This is a genomic window from Pseudomonas sp. MH9.2, from assembly GCF_034353875.1.
GTDB lineage: Bacteria > Pseudomonadota > Gammaproteobacteria > Pseudomonadales > Pseudomonadaceae > Aquipseudomonas.
Window position 1 is genome coordinate 3,768,357 of record NZ_CP133784.1, and the last position, 17,138, is coordinate 3,785,494.

General features: G+C 59.3%; 16 protein-coding genes. 11 read left to right on the forward strand and 5 right to left on the reverse strand.

The window, feature by feature from the left end:
* Nucleotides 1-59 precede the first annotated feature (59 nt).
* From asd to RHM55_RS17515, 3 genes are all read right to left on the reverse strand, one after another.
* Nucleotides 60-929 carry an archaetidylserine decarboxylase gene (gene asd, locus RHM55_RS17505; RefSeq protein ID WP_322182998.1) on the reverse strand — a complete coding sequence of 290 codons (870 nt, stop codon included), beginning with the start codon at nt 927-929 and terminating at the stop codon, nt 60-62.
* Between the two features lie 89 nt (nt 930-1,018).
* Entirely contained in the window at nt 1,019-1,834 is an 816-nt protein-coding gene (rhdA, locus tag RHM55_RS17510; protein ID WP_219062417.1) for a thiosulfate sulfurtransferase, read from the reverse strand.
* Nucleotides 1,835-1,879: 45 nt separating this feature from the next.
* The gene (locus RHM55_RS17515) at nt 1,880-3,415 is read right to left on the reverse strand and encodes an HDOD domain-containing protein (protein ID WP_322177564.1); all 1,536 of its coding nucleotides are present in this window, start codon (nt 3,413-3,415) and stop codon (nt 1,880-1,882) included.
* Between the two features lie 207 nt (nt 3,416-3,622).
* Here RHM55_RS17515 and motA point away from each other — a divergent pair, with 207 nt between their 5' ends.
* Nucleotides 3,623-4,474, forward strand: a complete 852-nt coding sequence (gene motA, locus RHM55_RS17520; RefSeq protein ID WP_322177565.1) for a flagellar motor stator protein MotA — start codon at nt 3,623-3,625, stop codon at nt 4,472-4,474.
* Between the two features lie 3 nt (nt 4,475-4,477).
* Nucleotides 4,478-5,500: a flagellar motor protein MotB gene (motB, locus tag RHM55_RS17525; protein ID WP_322177566.1), complete on the forward strand. Its 1,023-nt coding sequence runs from the start codon at nt 4,478-4,480 to the stop codon at nt 5,498-5,500.
* Nucleotides 5,501-5,562: 62 nt separating this feature from the next.
* Here motB and rsgA read toward each other — a convergent pair whose 3' ends face one another.
* On the reverse strand, nt 5,563-6,594 hold the full coding sequence (gene rsgA / locus RHM55_RS17530) for a small ribosomal subunit biogenesis GTPase RsgA (protein WP_322177567.1): 1,032 nt from the start codon (nt 6,592-6,594) through the stop codon (nt 5,563-5,565).
* Between the two features lie 99 nt (nt 6,595-6,693).
* Here rsgA and orn point away from each other — a divergent pair, with 99 nt between their 5' ends.
* Both orn and RHM55_RS17540 read left to right on the forward strand, forming a co-directional pair.
* Entirely contained in the window at nt 6,694-7,248 is a 555-nt protein-coding gene (gene orn, locus RHM55_RS17535; RefSeq protein WP_322177568.1) for an oligoribonuclease, read from the forward strand.
* Nucleotides 7,249-7,361: 113 nt separating this feature from the next.
* The gene (locus RHM55_RS17540) at nt 7,362-7,973 is read left to right on the forward strand and encodes a trimeric intracellular cation channel family protein (RefSeq protein WP_322177569.1); all 612 of its coding nucleotides are present in this window, start codon (nt 7,362-7,364) and stop codon (nt 7,971-7,973) included.
* Nucleotides 7,974-7,992: 19 nt separating this feature from the next.
* Here RHM55_RS17540 and queG read toward each other — a convergent pair whose 3' ends face one another.
* Entirely contained in the window at nt 7,993-9,072 is a 1,080-nt protein-coding gene (gene queG / locus RHM55_RS17545; RefSeq protein WP_322177570.1) for a tRNA epoxyqueuosine(34) reductase QueG, read from the reverse strand.
* Between the two features lie 62 nt (nt 9,073-9,134).
* Here queG and RHM55_RS17550 point away from each other — a divergent pair, with 62 nt between their 5' ends.
* The 7 genes from RHM55_RS17550 (at nt 9,135) to hflX (ending at nt 17,082) form a co-directional block, all read left to right on the forward strand.
* On the forward strand, nt 9,135-10,625 hold the full coding sequence (locus RHM55_RS17550) for an NAD(P)H-hydrate dehydratase (protein WP_322177571.1): 1,491 nt from the start codon (nt 9,135-9,137) through the stop codon (nt 10,623-10,625).
* Nucleotides 10,613-11,083, forward strand: coding sequence for a tRNA (adenosine(37)-N6)-threonylcarbamoyltransferase complex ATPase subunit type 1 TsaE (gene tsaE / locus RHM55_RS17555; protein WP_322177572.1), 471 nt, complete (start codon nt 10,613-10,615; stop codon nt 11,081-11,083). The genes RHM55_RS17550 and tsaE overlap by 13 nt, the downstream gene beginning before the upstream one ends.
* Nucleotides 11,084-11,098: 15 nt before the next feature.
* Entirely contained in the window at nt 11,099-12,511 is a 1,413-nt protein-coding gene (locus RHM55_RS17560) for an N-acetylmuramoyl-L-alanine amidase (RefSeq protein WP_407074643.1), read from the forward strand.
* A complete protein-coding gene (gene mutL / locus RHM55_RS17565; protein WP_407074641.1) occupies nt 12,508-14,445 on the forward strand; it encodes a DNA mismatch repair endonuclease MutL in 1,938 nt (645 codons plus the stop codon). The genes RHM55_RS17560 and mutL overlap by 4 nt, the downstream gene beginning before the upstream one ends.
* Nucleotides 14,445-15,416 (forward strand): tRNA (adenosine(37)-N6)-dimethylallyltransferase MiaA, encoded by a 972-nt coding sequence (gene miaA, locus RHM55_RS17570; RefSeq protein ID WP_322177573.1) that lies wholly within the window; start codon nt 14,445-14,447, stop codon nt 15,414-15,416. The genes mutL and miaA overlap by 1 nt, the downstream gene beginning before the upstream one ends.
* Nucleotides 15,417-15,507: 91 nt before the next feature.
* Nucleotides 15,508-15,768 (forward strand): RNA chaperone Hfq, encoded by a 261-nt coding sequence (gene hfq / locus RHM55_RS17575; protein ID WP_219062428.1) that lies wholly within the window; start codon nt 15,508-15,510, stop codon nt 15,766-15,768.
* Between the two features lie 12 nt (nt 15,769-15,780).
* Nucleotides 15,781-17,082, forward strand: coding sequence for a ribosome rescue GTPase HflX (gene hflX, locus RHM55_RS17580; protein ID WP_322177574.1), 1,302 nt, complete (start codon nt 15,781-15,783; stop codon nt 17,080-17,082).
* Nucleotides 17,083-17,138 lie beyond the last annotated feature (56 nt).

The following is a 17,138-nucleotide window of genomic DNA, read 5'->3' on the forward strand; positions in this document are numbered from 1 at the left end:
GCGGCGATACTCGCCCGTCAGTCTATCGGATTGAGGGTGTTGAGCGGTGTGACTTGACGTCACGCCTGGGCAGCCAGGCCTATGGCTTGCCCCATCTGCACCGGAGTGCCTGCGGCAAGCTGTTCTGCCCACTTTACTTGATTTGGCCCGAACAGCACGATGGCGGTGGAGCCCAGTTTGAAGCGTCCAAGCTCAGCGCCTTTCTCCAGATGAATCGGCGCGCGAGCAGCTTCGTCATAGCGTACGGTTTTCAGCTCGCGTTTGGGCGGTGTAACCAAACCGGCCCAGACTGTTTCAATCGAGGCGACGATCATCGCGCCCACTAACACCACGGCCATTGGGCCACGCTCAGTATCGAACAGGCAAACTACGCGTTCGTTACGGGCGAACAGCTCAGGGACGTTTTCGGCTGTGGTCTGGTTGACCGAGAAAATGCGTCCTGGCACGTAGACCATTTCACGCAAAGTCCCGGCCAGCGGCATGTGGACCCGGTGGTAGTCTTTTGGCGACAAGTAGATCGTCGCGAATTCACCACCCATGAACGGTGCGGACAGGTTTGCATCACCGCCCAGCAGTTCCAGCACGCTGAAGCTGTGACCCTTGGCCTGGAAAATTCGACCATGATCGATTGGGCCCAATTGGCTGACTGCGCCGTCGGCAGGGCTGAGGATCGCGCCAGGCGTTTCATCCAGCGGTCGTGCGCCAGGCTTCAGGGCGCGGGTGAAGAAAGCGTTGAAATGCTCATAAGCGGTCAGGTCTTCGACCAAGGCTTGCGTCATGTCCACCTGATAGCGCCGGGCGAACCAGGCGGTGAAGGCATTTTTGAACCAGCGCACCTTGCACTCGGCAACGCAGCCCGCCAGACGAGACAACAAATGGTGTGGCATCAGGTACTGGCTGAGGATAAACAAACGCTGTTTCATCAAAATTCCTAAAGCGAAGCATCTATAAAAAGTTGCAGTTAAAAGAGGTTGCAATACGGGCCCTGGTCAGCGGTGACCCGGGCTGATGGATCGCCTCATTTTTCGACAGGCGTATCTGGGTGGTTACCCCATTCGCCCCACGAGCCGGCGTAACCTTTGACGCGCGGATAACCCAGTGCCTTGGCCACCAGATAGGTGAAGCCGGAGCGATGGTGGGTCTGGCAATGGGTGATCACTTCCTTGTCCTTCGTGATGCCCAGGCTTTCAAGAATCTGCGGCATGTCCTTGCGGATGCGTAAGTCGCGTGCCGGGTCCATGCCAGCGGTCCATTCGAAATTGACCGCGCCGGGGATATGCCCACCCTTGGCTGCGAGGACTTTTTCGCCTGAGTATTCGGTCGGTCCGCGTGCGTCCCAAATTGCCAGATCGGCAGCGCCCAGACGACATTGCAGGTATTCGCGGGTCGCGGTCGGTTCGCTGTGCAGGGTCAATGGCACGGGACCTCCAACGTTCGGTGGAACCTCACTCGAGAGTGGCCGCGCTTCAGCTCGCCAGGCATGCAGGCCGCCGTCGAGGTAGTGATAGCGTGAGTGACCAATCACGTCTAGCAACCAGATAAAGCGTCCGGCCCAACCGCCGCCTTCGTCGTCATAGACCACGTAAACCGCTTTAGGATTATGCCCCAGCTCACCGAACAGGACTTCAAGCTGGGCCTGCGACGGCAAAAGGCCCGGCGCGGGTGGGTGGCCCATTTGTGTGCGTTTCGGATCGACGAAGCGTGCGCCGGGAATGTGTCCGGCGCTGTAGCTCGCGCTACTGGTCAGATCGACAAGAATCAGTTCTGGCGCGTCAAGGCGGGCCAGCAGGTCGCTGGGCTCGATGACCAGCGGCAAGCTAGAGAAGTCCGGCATTTAGTTCTCCAGATCAGAAAAAAGAGGCAAATTGTAGCTTACGCGTCAGGCTTTGCGGGCGCTAAAGCTGCTTAAGGCGCGCTCGATACATTGCGCGGTTTTACCAAAGGCCTGCACGCTGATTTCCGAGAGTGGTCCGCCGCCTTGATCGGCAAACACCAGCATGACCACCTTACCGTTGCTGCTGAGTGAGCGTAGCAACAGATGCTCGCCGGTAAACAGCCCTTTCAGCTGTCCGGGCAACAGCGCCGAAAACTGCGCGTTGTTGGCTGGATTCAAGCGCAATTGGGTCGGTTGCGCGAGCAAGCGTTGCAAGACGGTGCTTTCACTGATTTGCAGCGTGAGGTTGGCCGCGCTTTTGTCCAGCCCTGCAATTTGATGAACGCGCAGGGTGGTCATGTTGCGGTCCGTCATCAATAGCATGACGCGCTGCATGCCGCAGGCCACTAACGCATCGCGGGCGGAAGTAGTCAGGTGCATTGCGTTGTTGAAGCCGCTGGGCTCGACCAACAGCTCGGTGCAGCATTTGCGCCAGGCCAGCAGTGCCTCGGCCGACGGTGGCGGCGCAGGCAGCAGGCCACGGTGCATCCGCCGTGTTTCCCACGGCCAGATCAACGCTTCTGCAGGGTGCCAAAGCCCGCGCGCCCAATGTTGGCGAGCGCTTTGCACCGCCTGTTGGTGCAGTTGCTGTTGCACTTCACTCAGGGGTTGTTGCAGGTACAGGCTGGTGAGCAACTGCCAGCGCAGGCTGTGCGGGGTATCCCAGGCCTGTTGCGCCGACAGCGCGATGCCGTTGGCCAGCAGGATGGTATTGGCCGGATGGTTGAGCCAGCGTTGCAGGGCAGGGTCCTCGTCCAGCAGTTGCCGCTGGCGTAACGGGTGGAGATGGTCGCGGGAAATACGTATCGCTTTGACCAGCAATCGGCGTTCACTGATCAGCAGCCGATAACCCTGCGTGACCCACATGGGCAGGCGCCAGGCTTCAGCCACTGTCAGGCACAGTTTGAGCAGGCTGACGCCGAACAATTGGGTTTCAACGATCAGCGCCGACTCGCCCTTGTGAATCACCCTCAGCTCCCATTCCTCAAGCAGTGTGGGATGGGCGACCGCCATTGGCCACAGCGGCGACAAGAACAGCAAACTGCCCCAGTGAATGTCTTGCCAGAGTCGAGCCAGGCGACCGGCGAACAGCCCGTTGGCCTGCTGCGTCGCGTGCTGGCTGATCAGCTGTAACTGGCGCAGGGCTGGTGGTATGTCCTGCGGGGCCCGCGCGGGCAGGCGCTGGAGCAATTCTTCGGTACGTTTCAAGCCCAGGCGGTTGATGGCAACTTCAAGACTTTCCGCCGGTTCCGACAAGCCAGTACTGTGATGATTGGCTTCGCGCAATACGCTGAGCACCAGCGACGGACTTTCCTGCATCAGCTCGGCAATCTCGCGCAACGAGCGGCGGCTATCAGCCAGCGCACCGAGCACGCGTTCGTGGCTGGCGATGGGCACAGGCAAGCGGATGCTCTCCAGTTGCTTGAGCCAAGCGTCGAGGCTGCGTGGAACGGGAAGCTGTGCTGAGGTTTCTGGGGGCATGCAGGGGCCTGTACGGCTAAGAGGTCAGGATAATGTCGTATGCCGGGTTCAAGGACCGATCGACGCCAGACTCCTCGCTATGCGGGCCGAACTGGCTTTTCGCCTTAACTGACTATAGTCTGGCGCACTTATGCCGATAAGTAGAAGAAGAGTTTCAAGAACTTCCGCTCATGACCTCGAACCCGACTCAGTAAGAACTCTTTATCTATGGCTAAAATTATCGGCATCATTGTCGTTTTCGCTAGTGTGCTCGGCGGATACGTCCTTTCTCACGGCAAGATTGCCGCGTTGATCCAGCCTTTCGAGGTCATGATTATCGGTGGCGCGGCATTGGGTGCGTTCCTCCAGGCCAACCCCGGTTACACGACCCTCCTCGTGATCAAGAAGTCGCTGAAGATGTTCAGCACGCGCTTCAATCACGCGTTTTATCTGGAAGTTCTCAGCCTGATCTACGAGATTCTCAACAAGAGCCGCCGCGAAGGCATGATGGCGATTGAAGGGGATATCGAAGATGCCGCGGCCAGCCCGATTTTCGCCAAGTACCCCGGCGTGCTCAAAGACGAGCGCATGATCGCTTATATCTGCGATTACCTGCGGATCATGTCGTCAGGGAACATGGCGCCGCACGAGCTTGAAGGCTTGTTCGACATGGAATTACAAAGCATGAAGGAAGAGCTGGACCATCCTTCCCACGCGGTCACCGGGATTGCCGATGCGATGCCCGGTTTCGGTATCGTCGCGGCGGTGCTTGGCATCGTGGTGACCATGGCTTCGCTGGGTGAGGGTGACCAGGCTGCGATCGGCATGCACGTGGGTGCCGCACTGGTGGGTACCTTCTTCGGTATTCTCGCTGCGTACGGTTTCTTCGGCCCGTTGGCCACGTCTCTGGCCCATGACGCCAAGGAAGAGTTGAACGTTTTTGAAGCCATCAAGGCGTCGCTGGTTGCCTCGGCCTCGGGCATGCCGCCATCACTGGCTGTGGAGTTCGGTCGCAAGGTTCTGTATCCAGCGCATCGCCCCAGCTTCAGTGAGCTGGAGCAAGCGGTTCGCGGTCGCTGAGTCATGGAAAATAATCAGCCGATAATCGTCAAGCGCATCAAGCGCTATGCCGCCGGGCACCACGGCGGCGCCTGGAAAATCGCTTTTGCCGACTTTGCGACGGCGATGATGGCGTTCTTTCTGGTGTTGTGGCTGATGTCCTCGGCCACTCCGGAACAGAAACTTGCCATTTCCGGGTACTTCAAGGATCCGATCGGTTTCAGTGAAAGCGGCACGCCGTTCATCATTGACCTGGGGGGGTCGCCAACGCTTGCGCCCGACAAAACCTTGAATCCCGAAGTCGAGACCGTGCCGCAGCAAGACAAAATCAAGATCGAGAGCGAAAAGGTCGACGCCGTTGCAGAGCAAGTCGAGCAGGAGCGTCTGGATATGCTGCTGCAAGAGCTGCAGAACAAGGTCGAGGAAAATCCGGAACTGAAGAAGTTCAAGGACCAGATATTGTTCGAAATCACCCAGGACGGTTTGCGCATACAGATCATGGACGCTGCAAATCGGCCGATGTTCGACATTGGCAGCGCTCGTTTGAAGCCGTATTTCGAAGATATCCTGCTGGCCATGGCAGACACCATCCGAACTGTGCCGAACAAAATCAGCATCAGCGGTCATACGGACGCTACGCCTTATGCCGGGACCAAAGAGTTCGGCAACTGGGAGTTGTCGTCGAACCGAGCCAACGCTGCGCGTCGGGCGTTGGTCGCGGGTGGTTATCCTGAATCGCAAGTGGCGCGCGTCGTCGGGTACGCGTCGTCATCCTTATACGATCATGAAAACCCGCAGAACCCGGTGAACCGTCGTATCGACATCATTGTGCTGACCAAGAAAGCCCAGCAGCGTATCGAGGGTACCCAGTCAGCACCGCAAACGCCTGAGTCCGGGACGCCAGCACCCGGTGCCGCTGCTCCGGCTGTCACCCCTGGTACTTCAGTAGATCCGGCCTCGCAAGCACCCCTGCAGCCCCATGAACTGCGAGACAAGCTCAACATCTTTGAAGATGGCGTGTTGAAGATGGATGAGACCAAGAAGTAGGGTGGGTCAACAGGTGCAAAAAAGCCGCGATGATCGCGGCTTTTTACTGCGTGCAGGAAAGCTTAGTAACTGTTTTCAGGCAGGCTGGCGATGATCGAGCGGTAGCTGTTCATCCGTTGTTGCTGAACGCGGCCTTCTTCAAGGGCCTTGAGCAGGGCACAGCCCGGTTCGCGATCATGTTTGCAGTCGCGGAAACGGCAGGTTCCGATCAAATCATTGAATTCGATGAAGCCAGCTTCGACATCGGCGCGGCTGACATGGCCCAGGCCGAACTCGCGAATTCCCGGGGAGTCGATCAAGTCGCCGCCGCGTGGAAAGTGGAACAGGCGCGCGGTGGTCGTGGTGTGAGTGCCCTGACCCGACAGTTCGGAAAGCGGGCCGACACGGGCTTCGACTTCCGGGAGCAAGCTGTTGACCAGCGACGATTTACCGACACCGGACTGACCGACAAACACGCTGATATGCCCGTCCAGCTGGGTCTGCAGTTGCTGCATGCCGTCGCCTTGATGGGCGGACACTTCCAGTAATGGATAGCCCAACTGCCGATAAACTGCCAGCAACGCATTGAGCGCTGGAGCGTTTTGGTCGTTGATCAGGTCCGCCTTGTTCAACAGCAGCAGAGGACGAATCCCCGCATGTTCGGCGGCAACCAGATAACGGTCGATCAGGTTGGCGTGCGGCTCCGGCATTGGCGCGAAGACGATCACGATCAGATCGACGTTGGCGGCGACCGGCTTGAGCTGACCACGGCTGTCCGGGCGGCAAAGCTCGGTTGTGCGGGGCAGTTGCGCGACGATGACGCCGATACCCTGATTGCCGGCACGCCAGACAACCCGGTCGCCGGTGACCAGCGCCGGCAGGTTGGCGCGCAAGTGGCAACGGAACACCTGACCGGTTTGCTCGCCTTCCTGTGCCTCGACTTCGACCTGCACACCAAAGTGAGCGATCACAAGCCCTATTTGCTCAGGGCCGAGATCGCCGCCCTCAAGTGTTTCAAGGGTCTGCGATTCACGTTTGGCGGCGCGGGAGGCGCGCTCGCCCTGAATCTTTTCGATGCGCCAGTTTTGGCGACGATTGAGTTGGCGTTTGGCCATGGGTGTTCCGAGTCGATAAAGCAGCTGATTAGGTAAAACGCCGCAAGTCTAGCATGTCCCGCTAGGCTAAACTGCGCGCCTAAGTTGAGGAGTCGCGACATGCCCACGCAAGAAAAATTTAGTAAGCAGAACCTGATTTGGATCGACCTGGAAATGACCGGTCTGGACCCGGACACCGACGTCATTATCGAGATGGCGACCATCATCACCGACAGCGAACTGAACACGCTGGCTGAAGGGCCGGTGATTGCCGTGCATCAAAGTGACGAGACGCTGGCCCGCATGGATGAGTGGAACACCCGTCAACACGGTGGCTCTGGCTTGACTCAACGTGTCCGTGACAGCCGCATCAGTACCGCTGAAGCCGAAGCGCAGACCCTGGCCTTTATCCAGCAATGGGTGCCGGAACGCAGCTCGCCGATCTGCGGTAACAGCATTTGTCAGGATCGTCGCTTTCTGTATCGGCACATGCCAACGCTTGAGCACTACTTTCATTACCGCAACCTCGATGTTTCCACGCTTAAAGAGCTGGCAGCCCGCTGGGCGCCAAACTTGAAGAAGTTCGAGAAGGGCGGCTCCCATCTGGCGATGGACGATATCCGCGAATCGATCGGCGAATTGCGTCACTACCGTGAGCACTTCATTAAGGTGTAACAGGTCAGCAACGTTATGTGAAAGCTGAGACGTGGCGATAAATTTCGCCGCGCCCTCTTTTGGTGCCTCGTCTGACTGGTTAGACTGCGCGGCTTTATCGCGGGGACTCCGCCATGTTGCTGATGCTTTATCTAATCGCCATCACTGCGGAGGCCATGACGGGGGCGCTGTCAGCCGGACGGCGAGGGATGGACTGGTTTGGCGTGGTGCTGATTGCCTGCGTCACTGCACTGGGCGGCGGCTCGGTCCGTGACGTGTTGCTGGGTCATTATCCGCTGACTTGGGTCAAACACCCTGAATACCTGGTTTTGACCAGCGTCGCGGCGTTGGTGACCGTCTTCATTGCGCCGTTGATGCGCCATTTACGTTCGTTGTTTCTGGTGCTGGATGCGGTGGGGTTGGTGGCGTTTACGCTGATCGGCTGCATGACAGCGCTGGAGACCGGGCATGGCATGCTGGTCGCGTCAGTCTGCGGGGTGATTACCGGGGTATTTGGCGGCATCTTGCGAGATATCTTCTGCAACGACATCCCGTTGATTTTCCGTCGCGAGCTTTACGCCAGCGTGTCATTCGTGGCGGCCTGGTGCTATCTGATCTGCCAATACCTGGAGTTGCCCAATGAGCAGGCAATTCTGATCACCTTGTTTGGCGGTTTTTTGTTGCGGCTGCTGGCGATCCGTTTCCGTTGGGAAATGCCCAAGTTTATTTACAACGACGAGCCGTAAAAGCCGGACCTGCACCGTTTCATCGCCCATGTTGCCTCAACGCCCACTCCACATGCTCACGCACCAGCTCCGACGGGTAGTCGCGTCGAGCTTCCAGCGCTTCCAGCACGGGAATGGTCGATGGTGCATTGCCCAGCCCAACTGCCAGATTGCGCAACCAGCGCTCATAACCGGCGCGGCGCAGGGGCGAGCCTTCGGTGTTGCTGAGGAAGGTTGTTTCATCCCACAGGAACAACTCGGCCAGCCCTGCGTTGTCCAGATTGTGCCGTGGCTGAAAATCACCCTGGCTGGTGGGGCGGGCGAAGCGGTTCCAAGGGCAGACGATCTGGCAGTCATCGCAACCGAACACACGATTGCCGATCAGCGGGCGCAGCTCTTCAGGGATCGCCGTCTTGAGCTCGATGGTCAGGTAGGAAATGCAGCGTCGGGCGTCCAGCACGTAAGGGCCGACGAACGCTGCAGTAGGGCATATATCCAGGCAGGCCGTGCAGCGCCCGCAATGTTCGCTGGTGTGCGGCGGGTCGACGGGCAGCGGCAAGTCGACGAACAATTCGCTGAGGAAAAAATAGCTGCCGGCCTTGCGATTGAGTATCAGGGTATTTTTGCCGATCCAGCCCAGCCCGGCTTGTTCGGCGATGGCTTTTTCCAGTACCGGTGCGCTGTCGACGAACGCCCGATAACCAAATGGACCGATGGCGTGCTGGATGCGTTCGGCCAGTTGCTGGACGCGTTTGCGGATCAGCTTGTGATAGTCGCGGCCCAGGGCGTAGCGCGAGACGTAGGCTTTTTCCGGCTGGGCCAGACGTTGCGCCATTTCAGTGTCGCCCGGCAGATAGTCCATGCGTAGCGACACCACGCGCAGCGTCCCCGGCACCAGCTCTTCCGGGTGCGAACGTTTGCTCCCGTGGGCGGCCATATAGTCCATCTCGCCGTGATAACCCGCATCAAGCCAGCGTTGCAGATGCTGTTCATGCTCAGCCAGATCCAGGCCGGTAATCCCCACTTGTTGGAAGCCCAGCTCGCGTCCCCAGTCTTTAATTGATTGGGCGAGGGCGGCCAAGTCGGTGGAAATTGGCGGATCGGCAATAATAGCGGTCATACGAAGAGGAAACCGGGACTGAGGTGCGTATAATTCTGCCAGACATCGGAGCCTATAGACGCATGTTGCCAACTAAACCCGACGCATTGTACAGCGCAGCGCAAGTGCGAGACCTCGACGCCCGACTGATTGCAGCCGGTACGCCTGGCATTGAATTGATGCAGCGTGCGGCTCATGCGACGTGGCGAGCGCTGCGTCGCCATTGGCCAGAGGCGCGTGAATTGACCGTACTGGCAGGGCGCGGCAACAACGCCGGCGATGGTTATCTGGTGGCGGCGTTGGCCCGGCGAGCGGGCTGGCAGGTCGTGGTGTTGGCGGTGGGTGCCCCTGCACAATTGTCTGGCGACGCCTTGCAGGCACACGCCGAGGCGGTGGCGGCGGGCGTCAGCATCAAGGACTGGTCCGCCGAACAGGTGCCGAGCGGCATTGTCCTCGATGCGCTTCTTGGTACGGGCCTGAGCGGTGAGGTGCGAGAGCCTTACCGCAGTGCGATCAATGCGATCAATGCCAGCGGTCTGCCTGCCGTAGCCGTTGATATTCCTTCCGGGATATGTGCCGACACGGGTAAAACCCTTGGCGTTGCGGTGCGGGCTCAGCTCACAGTGACCTTTATTGGCCTGAAGCTGGGGTTGCTCACCGGCGATGCCGTGGACCGGGTTGGCGAGTTGGTATTCGATGACCTGCAGGCCGATCCGCTGATCGTGGCGCAAACGCCCGTCAGTGCTAAACGCCTGGATACGTTTAATTTGCCGCGCCTGGCCGCTCGATCTGCTTCGGCGAACAAAGGGCTGTTCGGTCGCGTGTTGGTGATTGGCGGTGATCACGGGCTTGGTGGTGCGGCCCTGTTGTCGGCAGAAAGCGCCTTGCGCAGTGGTGCTGGCATGGTGACGCTCGCGACCCGTCGTGAACATGTGCCGGCCGCGCTGACGCGAGTCCCGGAAGTCATGAGCGCGGGTATCAGCTCGGCGAATCAGCTGCGCGCCTTGATCGAGCCAGCTGCCGTGCTGGTGGTGGGGCCTGGTTTGGGTCAGGCCAGTTGGGGGCGCAGCCTGTTATCGGCGGCGGCCAATGCCCAGCGTCCTCAGGTGTGGGACGCCGATGCGCTGAATTTGTTGGCTGTCGGCGTCGTGACCCTGCCACCCGATAGCGTGATCACCCCGCATCCAGGGGAAGCGGCGCGGTTGCTGGGGGTCAGCACTCAGGCGGTTCAGGCGGATCGTCCGGCTGCGGCGCAGGCGCTGGCGCAGAAATACAAGACGGTTGTCGTCCTCAAAGGGGCGGGCAGCCTGATTGCCAGCGTCGATGGGCGGCTGGCGTTGTGTGATCACGGTCATCCGGCGATGGCCACGGCGGGTTTGGGCGATGTGCTCGCTGGACTGGTCGGGGCGCTGATGGCGCAGAAACTGCCGGCGTTCGAAGCGGCGTGTCTGGCGGTCTGGTTGCACGCCAGCGCTGGCGAGCGTGCAGGGAAATCGGGCCGGGGGCTGGCGGCCAGTGATGTCATTCCAGCCATTCGTCAGTTATTGGAGGAACAATCACCGTGTCTGAACTAATGCTGCACCTGGCTGATGAAGACGCCATGATGAGCTTCGGTTCACGTATCGCTCAGGTTACCGAAGGGCTCGGGGTGATCTTTCTCGAAGGCGACCTCGGTGCCGGCAAAACCACCCTGTCACGCGGGATTATCCGGGGCTTTGGGCATGTCGGTGCCGTCAAAAGCCCGACCTTTACCCTGGTCGAACCCTATGAAATCGGACCGGTTCGGGCCTTTCACTTTGATCTGTACAGGCTGGTCGATCCGGAGGAGCTAGAGTACATGGGTATCCGTGATTACTTCGATGGGAGTGCGCTTTGTCTGATCGAGTGGCCCCAACGTGGTGCGGGCTTTTTGCCAAAGCCCGACCTGACCATTACCATTAGGCCGCATGCGGAAGGTCGATCACTGACTTTGAGCCCAAGAGGCTCGCGTGGGGAAACCTGGTGTGCCGCTTTGGCTTTGGAATTCAAATAAATGATGGGGTTAGGTATGCGCATGCGCGCGCTGGTTACTGTTGTAGGTCTGCTGCTGACGGCGCTGGCTGTTGACGCGTTAGCCGCTACACAGGTACGAAGTGTTCGCTTATGGCGTGCACCGGACAACACTCGGCTGGTTTTCGACTTGTCCGGGCCGGTCCAGCACAGTGTTTTCACCCTGACATCACCTGATCGTCTGGTTATCGACATCAACGGCGCGACGCTGGCGGCGCCGTTGAAGATTTCTACGGCCAATACCCCGATCACCAGCATGCGTTCGGCTCAGCGCACACCGACCGACTTGCGCGTGGTCATTGACCTGAAAAAGGCGGTAAACCCGAAAAGCTTTATCCTTGCCCCCAACCAGCAATATGGCAACCGTCTGGTGGTCGATTTGTTCGACCAGGACGCCGAGGCGGCCCCGGTGGTGCCCGATACAGCTGCCAACACCGCACCCGCTGCGCCCATCAGCCCGGCCAAGCCCGAGATCAGGCTGGTGCCTGTCCCCAATGGCAAGCGCGATATTGTGATTGCCATCGACGCCGGCCATGGTGGCGAAGACCCTGGCGCGGGTGGTGCGCGAGGTCAGAAAGAAAAAGACATCGTGCTGTCTATTGCCAAGGAGCTGCAGCGCCAGATCAACTCGGAGAAAGGCTACCGTGCGGAGCTGACGCGTACTGGTGACTATTTCATTCCGTTGCGCAAACGCACGGAGATCGCCCGCAAGAAGGGCGCCGACCTGTTCGTTTCGATCCACGCCGACGCCGCGCCGTCCTCGGCCGCGTTCGGTGCGTCGGTGTTCGCCCTGTCTGAGCGCGGTGCTACGTCCGAAACCGCGCGCTGGCTGGCCGACAGTGAAAACCGTTCCGACTTGATTGGTGGCGCTGGCGCCGTAAGCCTCGACGACAAGGACAAGATGTTGGCCGGGGTGCTGCTGGACTTGTCCATGACCGCCTCACTGTCTTCCAGTCTCAATGTCGGGCAGAAAGTCCTGAGCAATATTGGACGGGTTACGTCGCTGCACAAATCCCGGGTCGAGCAGGCCGGGTTTATGGTGCTCAAATCTCCGGATATCCCATCGATCCTGGTAGAAACCGGCTTCATCTCCAACTCGGAGGAAGCGGCGAAACTCGCAGGCTCATCTCATCAGCAGGCATTGGCGCGCTCGATCAGCTCGGGTGTGAAACAGTTCTTCCAACAGAATCCACCGCTGGGCACCTATATCGCCTGGCTGCGGGACAGTGGCAAGATCGTCCAGGGGCCGCGCGACCACACGGTTCGCTCGGGTGAGACACTGGCCATGATCGCCGTTCGTTACCAGGTGAGCGTGGCGACACTACGTCATGCCAACAGCTTGAGTTCCGATGAACTCAGAGTAGGGCAGCGGCTGGATATCCCGAGTAATGCGTTGGCAGCTCAGCCATGAGCGAGTCGGCAGCGGACAGTGTGATCGACAGCGTTGAGATCAATAGCAGTGCGCGGATTGAGCTGCTTAGCCCGCGGCTGGCGAACCAGATCGCGGCCGGTGAGGTGGTCGAGCGGCCAGCATCGGTGATCAAGGAGCTGCTGGAAAACAGCCTGGATTCAGGGGCGAAGCGCATCGATATCGATGTCGAACAGGCCGGGATCAAGCTGTTGCGTGTCCGTGATGACGGCGGCGGGATTTCCTCCGATGATTTGCCGTTGGCGCTCGCACGGCACGCAACCAGTAAAATTCGCGAACTGGAAGACCTTGAACGAGTGATGAGCCTGGGCTTTCGGGGTGAGGCGCTGGCGTCGATCAGCTCGGTGGCGCGCCTGACCCTGACCTCGCGCACCCGTGATGCCGATCAAGCATGGCAGGTCGAAACCGAAGGCCGCGACATGGCCTCGCGGGTGCAGCCCGCCGCTCACCCGGTGGGCACTTCAGTCGAAGTCCGCGATCTGTTCTTCAATACCCCGGCGCGGCGCAAATTCCTCAAAGCCGAAAAAACCGAGTTCGATCACCTGCAAGAAGTGATCAAACGCATGGCGCTGGCGCGTTTCGATGTCGCGTTTCATTTACGGCACAACGGCAAGACGATCCTCAGCCTGCACGAAGCGAATGATGACAATGCTCGCGCCCGGCGTGTGGCCGCCATCTGCGGTCCAGGCTTTCTGGAGCAGGCGCTGCCAATAGAGGTTGAACGCAACGGCCTGCATTTGTGGGGCTGGGTCGGTTTGCCGACGTTCTCCCGTAGTCAGGCAGACTTGCAATATTTCTACGTGAACGGCCGTGCGGTGCGCGACAAACTGGTCGCCCATGCGGTGCGTCAAGCCTACCGCGATGTACTGTTCAATGGTCGGCATCCGACCTTCGTCCTGTTTTTCGAAGTCGATCCGGCGGTGGTCGACGTTAACGTGCACCCGACCAAACACGAAGTACGCTTCCGTGACGGGCGCATGGTGCACGACTTCCTGTATGGCACGCTGCACCGTGCGCTAGGGGATGTCCGCCCGGAAAATCAGCTGGCGGGTACCGCTCCAGTGGCGGCGTTGATCCGCCCGAGCGGCCCGGATGCCGGTGAGTTCGGCCCTCAAGGTGAAATGCGCCTGGCCAATAATCTGCTGGAGCAGCCACAGGCCGAACCTTACGTGCGGCCGGCGGGCTCGGGTTCAGGCGCTGGCTATCAATACCAGTATTCGCCTCGCACCTCCGCGCCACTGCCGGCGGCCGAGGCGCAAAGTGCGTATCGCGAGTTCTTCGCGCCGCTGCCTGAAGGCGGTGCGGCACCTTTGCCGGGCTCACAGGACGACATCCCGCCGCTGGGCTATGCCCTGGCGCAGCTCAAGGGGATTTATATCCTTGCGGAAAATGCCCACGGCCTGGTGCTGGTGGACATGCATGCCGCCCACGAACGCATCATGTACGAACGCTTGAAAATCGCCATGGCCAGCGAAGGACTGAGCGGCCAGCCATTGCTGGTCCCGGAATCCATTGCAGTCAGTCAGCGTGAGGCCGATTGCGCCGAAGAACATGTCACCTGGTTCCAGCGCCTGGGCTTCGAGCTACAGCGGCTGGGCCCGGAAACCCTGGCGATTCGGCAGATCCCGGCGTTGCTCAAGCAAGCCGAAGCCAATCGGCTGGTGCATGATGTGTTGGCTGACCTGATGGAATACGGCACCAGTGACCGGATTCAGGCACACCTCAACGAGCTGCTGGGGACCATGGCCTGTCACGGCGCGATTCGCGCCAATCGGCGCCTGGCCCTGCCGGAGATGAACGGGTTGCTGCGCGACATGGAAAACACAGAGCGCAGTGGCCAATGCAACCATGGTCGACCGACCTGGACCCAGATGGGTCTGGACGATCTGGACAAACTTTTCCTGCGTGGTCGCTGATGAGTGCTTTGCCCCCGGCTATCTTCCTCATGGGCCCCACCGCTGCAGGCAAGACCGATCTGGCCATTGAGCTGACCAAGGTTCTGCCCTGCGAGCTGATCAGCGTCGATTCGGCGTTGGTGTATCGCGGCATGGACATCGGCACCGCCAAACCGTCCAAAGAGCTGTTGTCCGAGTTCCCCCATCGCCTGATCGACATTATTGACCCCGTGCAAAGCTATTCGGCTGCCGAATTTCGTGCCGATGCATTGGCTGCGATGGCCGACATCACTGCGCGCGGCAATATTCCGCTGCTGGTGGGCGGCACCATGTTGTATTTCAAGGCATTGCAGGAGGGGTTGGCGGATATGCCGCCCGCCGATGCGAGCGTTCGTGCGCAGCTAGAAGCCGAGGCCGCCGCGCTTGGCTGGCAGGGCTTGCACGATCAATTGGCCCAGGTTGATCCGGTGTCGGCGGCGCGAATTCATCCCAATGATCCACAGCGGCTGATTCGAGCTCTGGAAGTTTATCGGGTGAGCGGATTGAGCATGACCGCACATCGCGAGCAACAAACTGCGCAAAGTACTGACGCAGCCGCTTCGGGACGTCATCAATTGCCCTATACTGTCGCAAACCTGGCCATCGCTCCGGCAGATCGCCACGTACTGCATGACCGTATTGCGCAACGATTTGTACATATGCTGGAACAGGGGTTCGTTGACGAGGTCCTAGCTCTGCGAGCACGAGGTGACCTGCATGCGGGGTTGTCGTCGATGCGAGCCGTGGGCTATCGCCAAGTCTGGGATCATCTGGATGGCAAACTGACGTGGGACCAGATGCAGGAGCGTGGCGTTATTGCCACGCGCCAGTTGGCCAAGCGACAGTTTACCTGGTTGCGTAGTTGGGCAGATTTGCAGTGGCTGGACAGTCTGGCTTGCGACAATCTGCCACGTGCCTTGAAATACATGGCATCGGTCTCCATATTGAGCTGATACCGTGCAATTGCCGTCTATCCTTGGGGGGTGGCGGCCTAAGTCAATTTGCTTACTATTTTTTCTATTGATCCTTAAAGGAGTGCGGCACATGTCAAAAGGGCATTCGCTACAAGACCCTTACCTGAATACTTTGCGTAAAGAGAAGGTTGGGGTTTCGATTTATCTGGTTAACGGTATCAAGCTGCAAGGCACGATCGAGTCCTTTGACCAATTCGTGATTTTGCTGAAAAACACCGTCAGCCAAATGGTTTACAAACACGCTATCTCTACCGTTGTGCCAGTTCGTCCAATTCGCCTGCCTAGCGCAGCCGAAACGGAGCTGGGCGACGCTGAGCCAGGTAACGCCTGATAGGAGTCTGCTTTGTTCTTTGAGCGCCACGGTGGTGGTGAACGGGCCATTCTCGTTCACTTGGATGGTCAGGACCCTGAGGCGCGTGAAGATCCGCAGGAGTTTCAGGAGCTGGCGATTTCTGCTGGCGCCGAGACCGTCGCGTTTGTCAGCGTGCCGCGTCATCGGCCAACAGCTAAATACCTGATCGGCAGCGGTAAGGTCGAGGAACTTCGCGACCTGGTCAAAGCCGAGCACGTAGATATCGTGATTTTCAATCACGTCCTCACGCCCAGTCAGGAGCGCAACCTCGAACGTGTTTTCGAGTGTCGCGTGCTTGATCGCACAGGTTTGATTCTGGATATCTTCGCGCAACGAGCGCGCACTCATGAAGGCAAATTGCAGGTCGAGCTGGCCCAGCTTGATCACATGAGTACTCGTCTGGTTCGTGGCTGGACCCACCTGGAGCGACAGGGCGGCGGCATCGGCATGCGCGGTCCAGGTGAAACCCAACTGGAAACCGACCGGCGTTTGTTGCGTGTGCGTGTGCGGCAGCTCAAGAGCCGTCTGGAGAAGGTCCGCAGTCAGCGGGACCAAGCCCGTCGCGGTCGCAAGCGCGCCGATATTCCTTCGGTGTCGCTGGTGGGATATACCAACGCGGGCAAGTCGACGCTGTTCAATGCGATGACCGACTCCAATGTCTTTGCCGCAAACCAACTGTTCGCGACCCTCGATCCCACCCTCCGTCGCCTCGAACTCGATGACTTTGGGCCGATCGTGCTAGCTGATACGGTCGGTTTCATTCGTCATCTGCCACACAAACTGGTCGAGGCGTTTCGCTCCACACTCGAAGAATCGAGCAACTCCGATTTGCTCTTGCACGTCATCGACGCTCATGAGCCTGAGCGCATGGCGCAGATTGAACAGGTGATGGCGGTGCTGGGCGAGATCGGTGCGGATGGCTTGCCGATCCTTGAGGTGTACAACAAACTCGATTTGCTTGAAGGGGTCGAGCCCCAGATTCAGCGAGATGCCGATGGCAAGCCGCAGAGGGTCTGGGTGTCTGCCCGTGATGGTCGAGGGCTGGATCTGCTTAAACAAGCAGTGGCTGAACTGTTGGGCGATGATTTATTCGTTGGCACCTTGCGCTTGCCTCAACGTTTTGCTCGACTGCGTGCTCAGTTCTTCAAGTTGGGCGCAGTTCAAAGCGAAGAACATGATGAGGAAGGCGGGAGTCTGTTGGCGGTACGTTTGCCGCGTGTTGAGTTCAATCGCCTGGTGAGTCGCGAAGGAATGCAGCCGCAGGAATTCATCGAGCAACACACTTTGCAATAAAAGCCTGAGAAAGCGGTTGTGCCGCGGACACAGGCATTCTGTAGCATTGGTTGGCG

What these genes read in the sequence shown, in the direction of transcription:
- RHM55_RS17515 (WP_322177564.1), bottom strand. Translation starts at nt 3,415, where the DNA reads ATGCCCCCAGAAACCTCAGCACAGCTTCCCGTTCCACGCAGCCTCGAC.
- orn (WP_322177568.1), top strand. Translation starts at nt 6,694, where the DNA reads ATGCCCACGCAAGAAAAATTTAGTAAGCAGAACCTGATTTGGATCGAC.
- hfq (WP_219062428.1), top strand. Translation starts at nt 15,508, where the DNA reads ATGTCAAAAGGGCATTCGCTACAAGACCCTTACCTGAATACTTTGCGT.
- RHM55_RS17560 (WP_407074643.1), top strand. Translation starts at nt 11,099, where the DNA reads ATGCGCATGCGCGCGCTGGTTACTGTTGTAGGTCTGCTGCTGACGGCG.
- RHM55_RS17540 (WP_322177569.1), top strand. Translation starts at nt 7,362, where the DNA reads ATGTTGCTGATGCTTTATCTAATCGCCATCACTGCGGAGGCCATGACG.
- rhdA (WP_219062417.1), bottom strand. Translation starts at nt 1,834, where the DNA reads ATGCCGGACTTCTCTAGCTTGCCGCTGGTCATCGAGCCCAGCGACCTG.
- RHM55_RS17550 (WP_322177571.1), top strand. Translation starts at nt 9,135, where the DNA reads ATGTTGCCAACTAAACCCGACGCATTGTACAGCGCAGCGCAAGTGCGA.
- miaA (WP_322177573.1), top strand. Translation starts at nt 14,445, where the DNA reads ATGAGTGCTTTGCCCCCGGCTATCTTCCTCATGGGCCCCACCGCTGCA.
- motB (WP_322177566.1), top strand. Translation starts at nt 4,478, where the DNA reads ATGGAAAATAATCAGCCGATAATCGTCAAGCGCATCAAGCGCTATGCC.
- queG (WP_322177570.1), bottom strand. Translation starts at nt 9,072, where the DNA reads ATGACCGCTATTATTGCCGATCCGCCAATTTCCACCGACTTGGCCGCC.
- mutL (WP_407074641.1), top strand. Translation starts at nt 12,508, where the DNA reads ATGAGCGAGTCGGCAGCGGACAGTGTGATCGACAGCGTTGAGATCAAT.
- rsgA (WP_322177567.1), bottom strand. Translation starts at nt 6,594, where the DNA reads ATGGCCAAACGCCAACTCAATCGTCGCCAAAACTGGCGCATCGAAAAG.
- motA (WP_322177565.1), top strand. Translation starts at nt 3,623, where the DNA reads ATGGCTAAAATTATCGGCATCATTGTCGTTTTCGCTAGTGTGCTCGGC.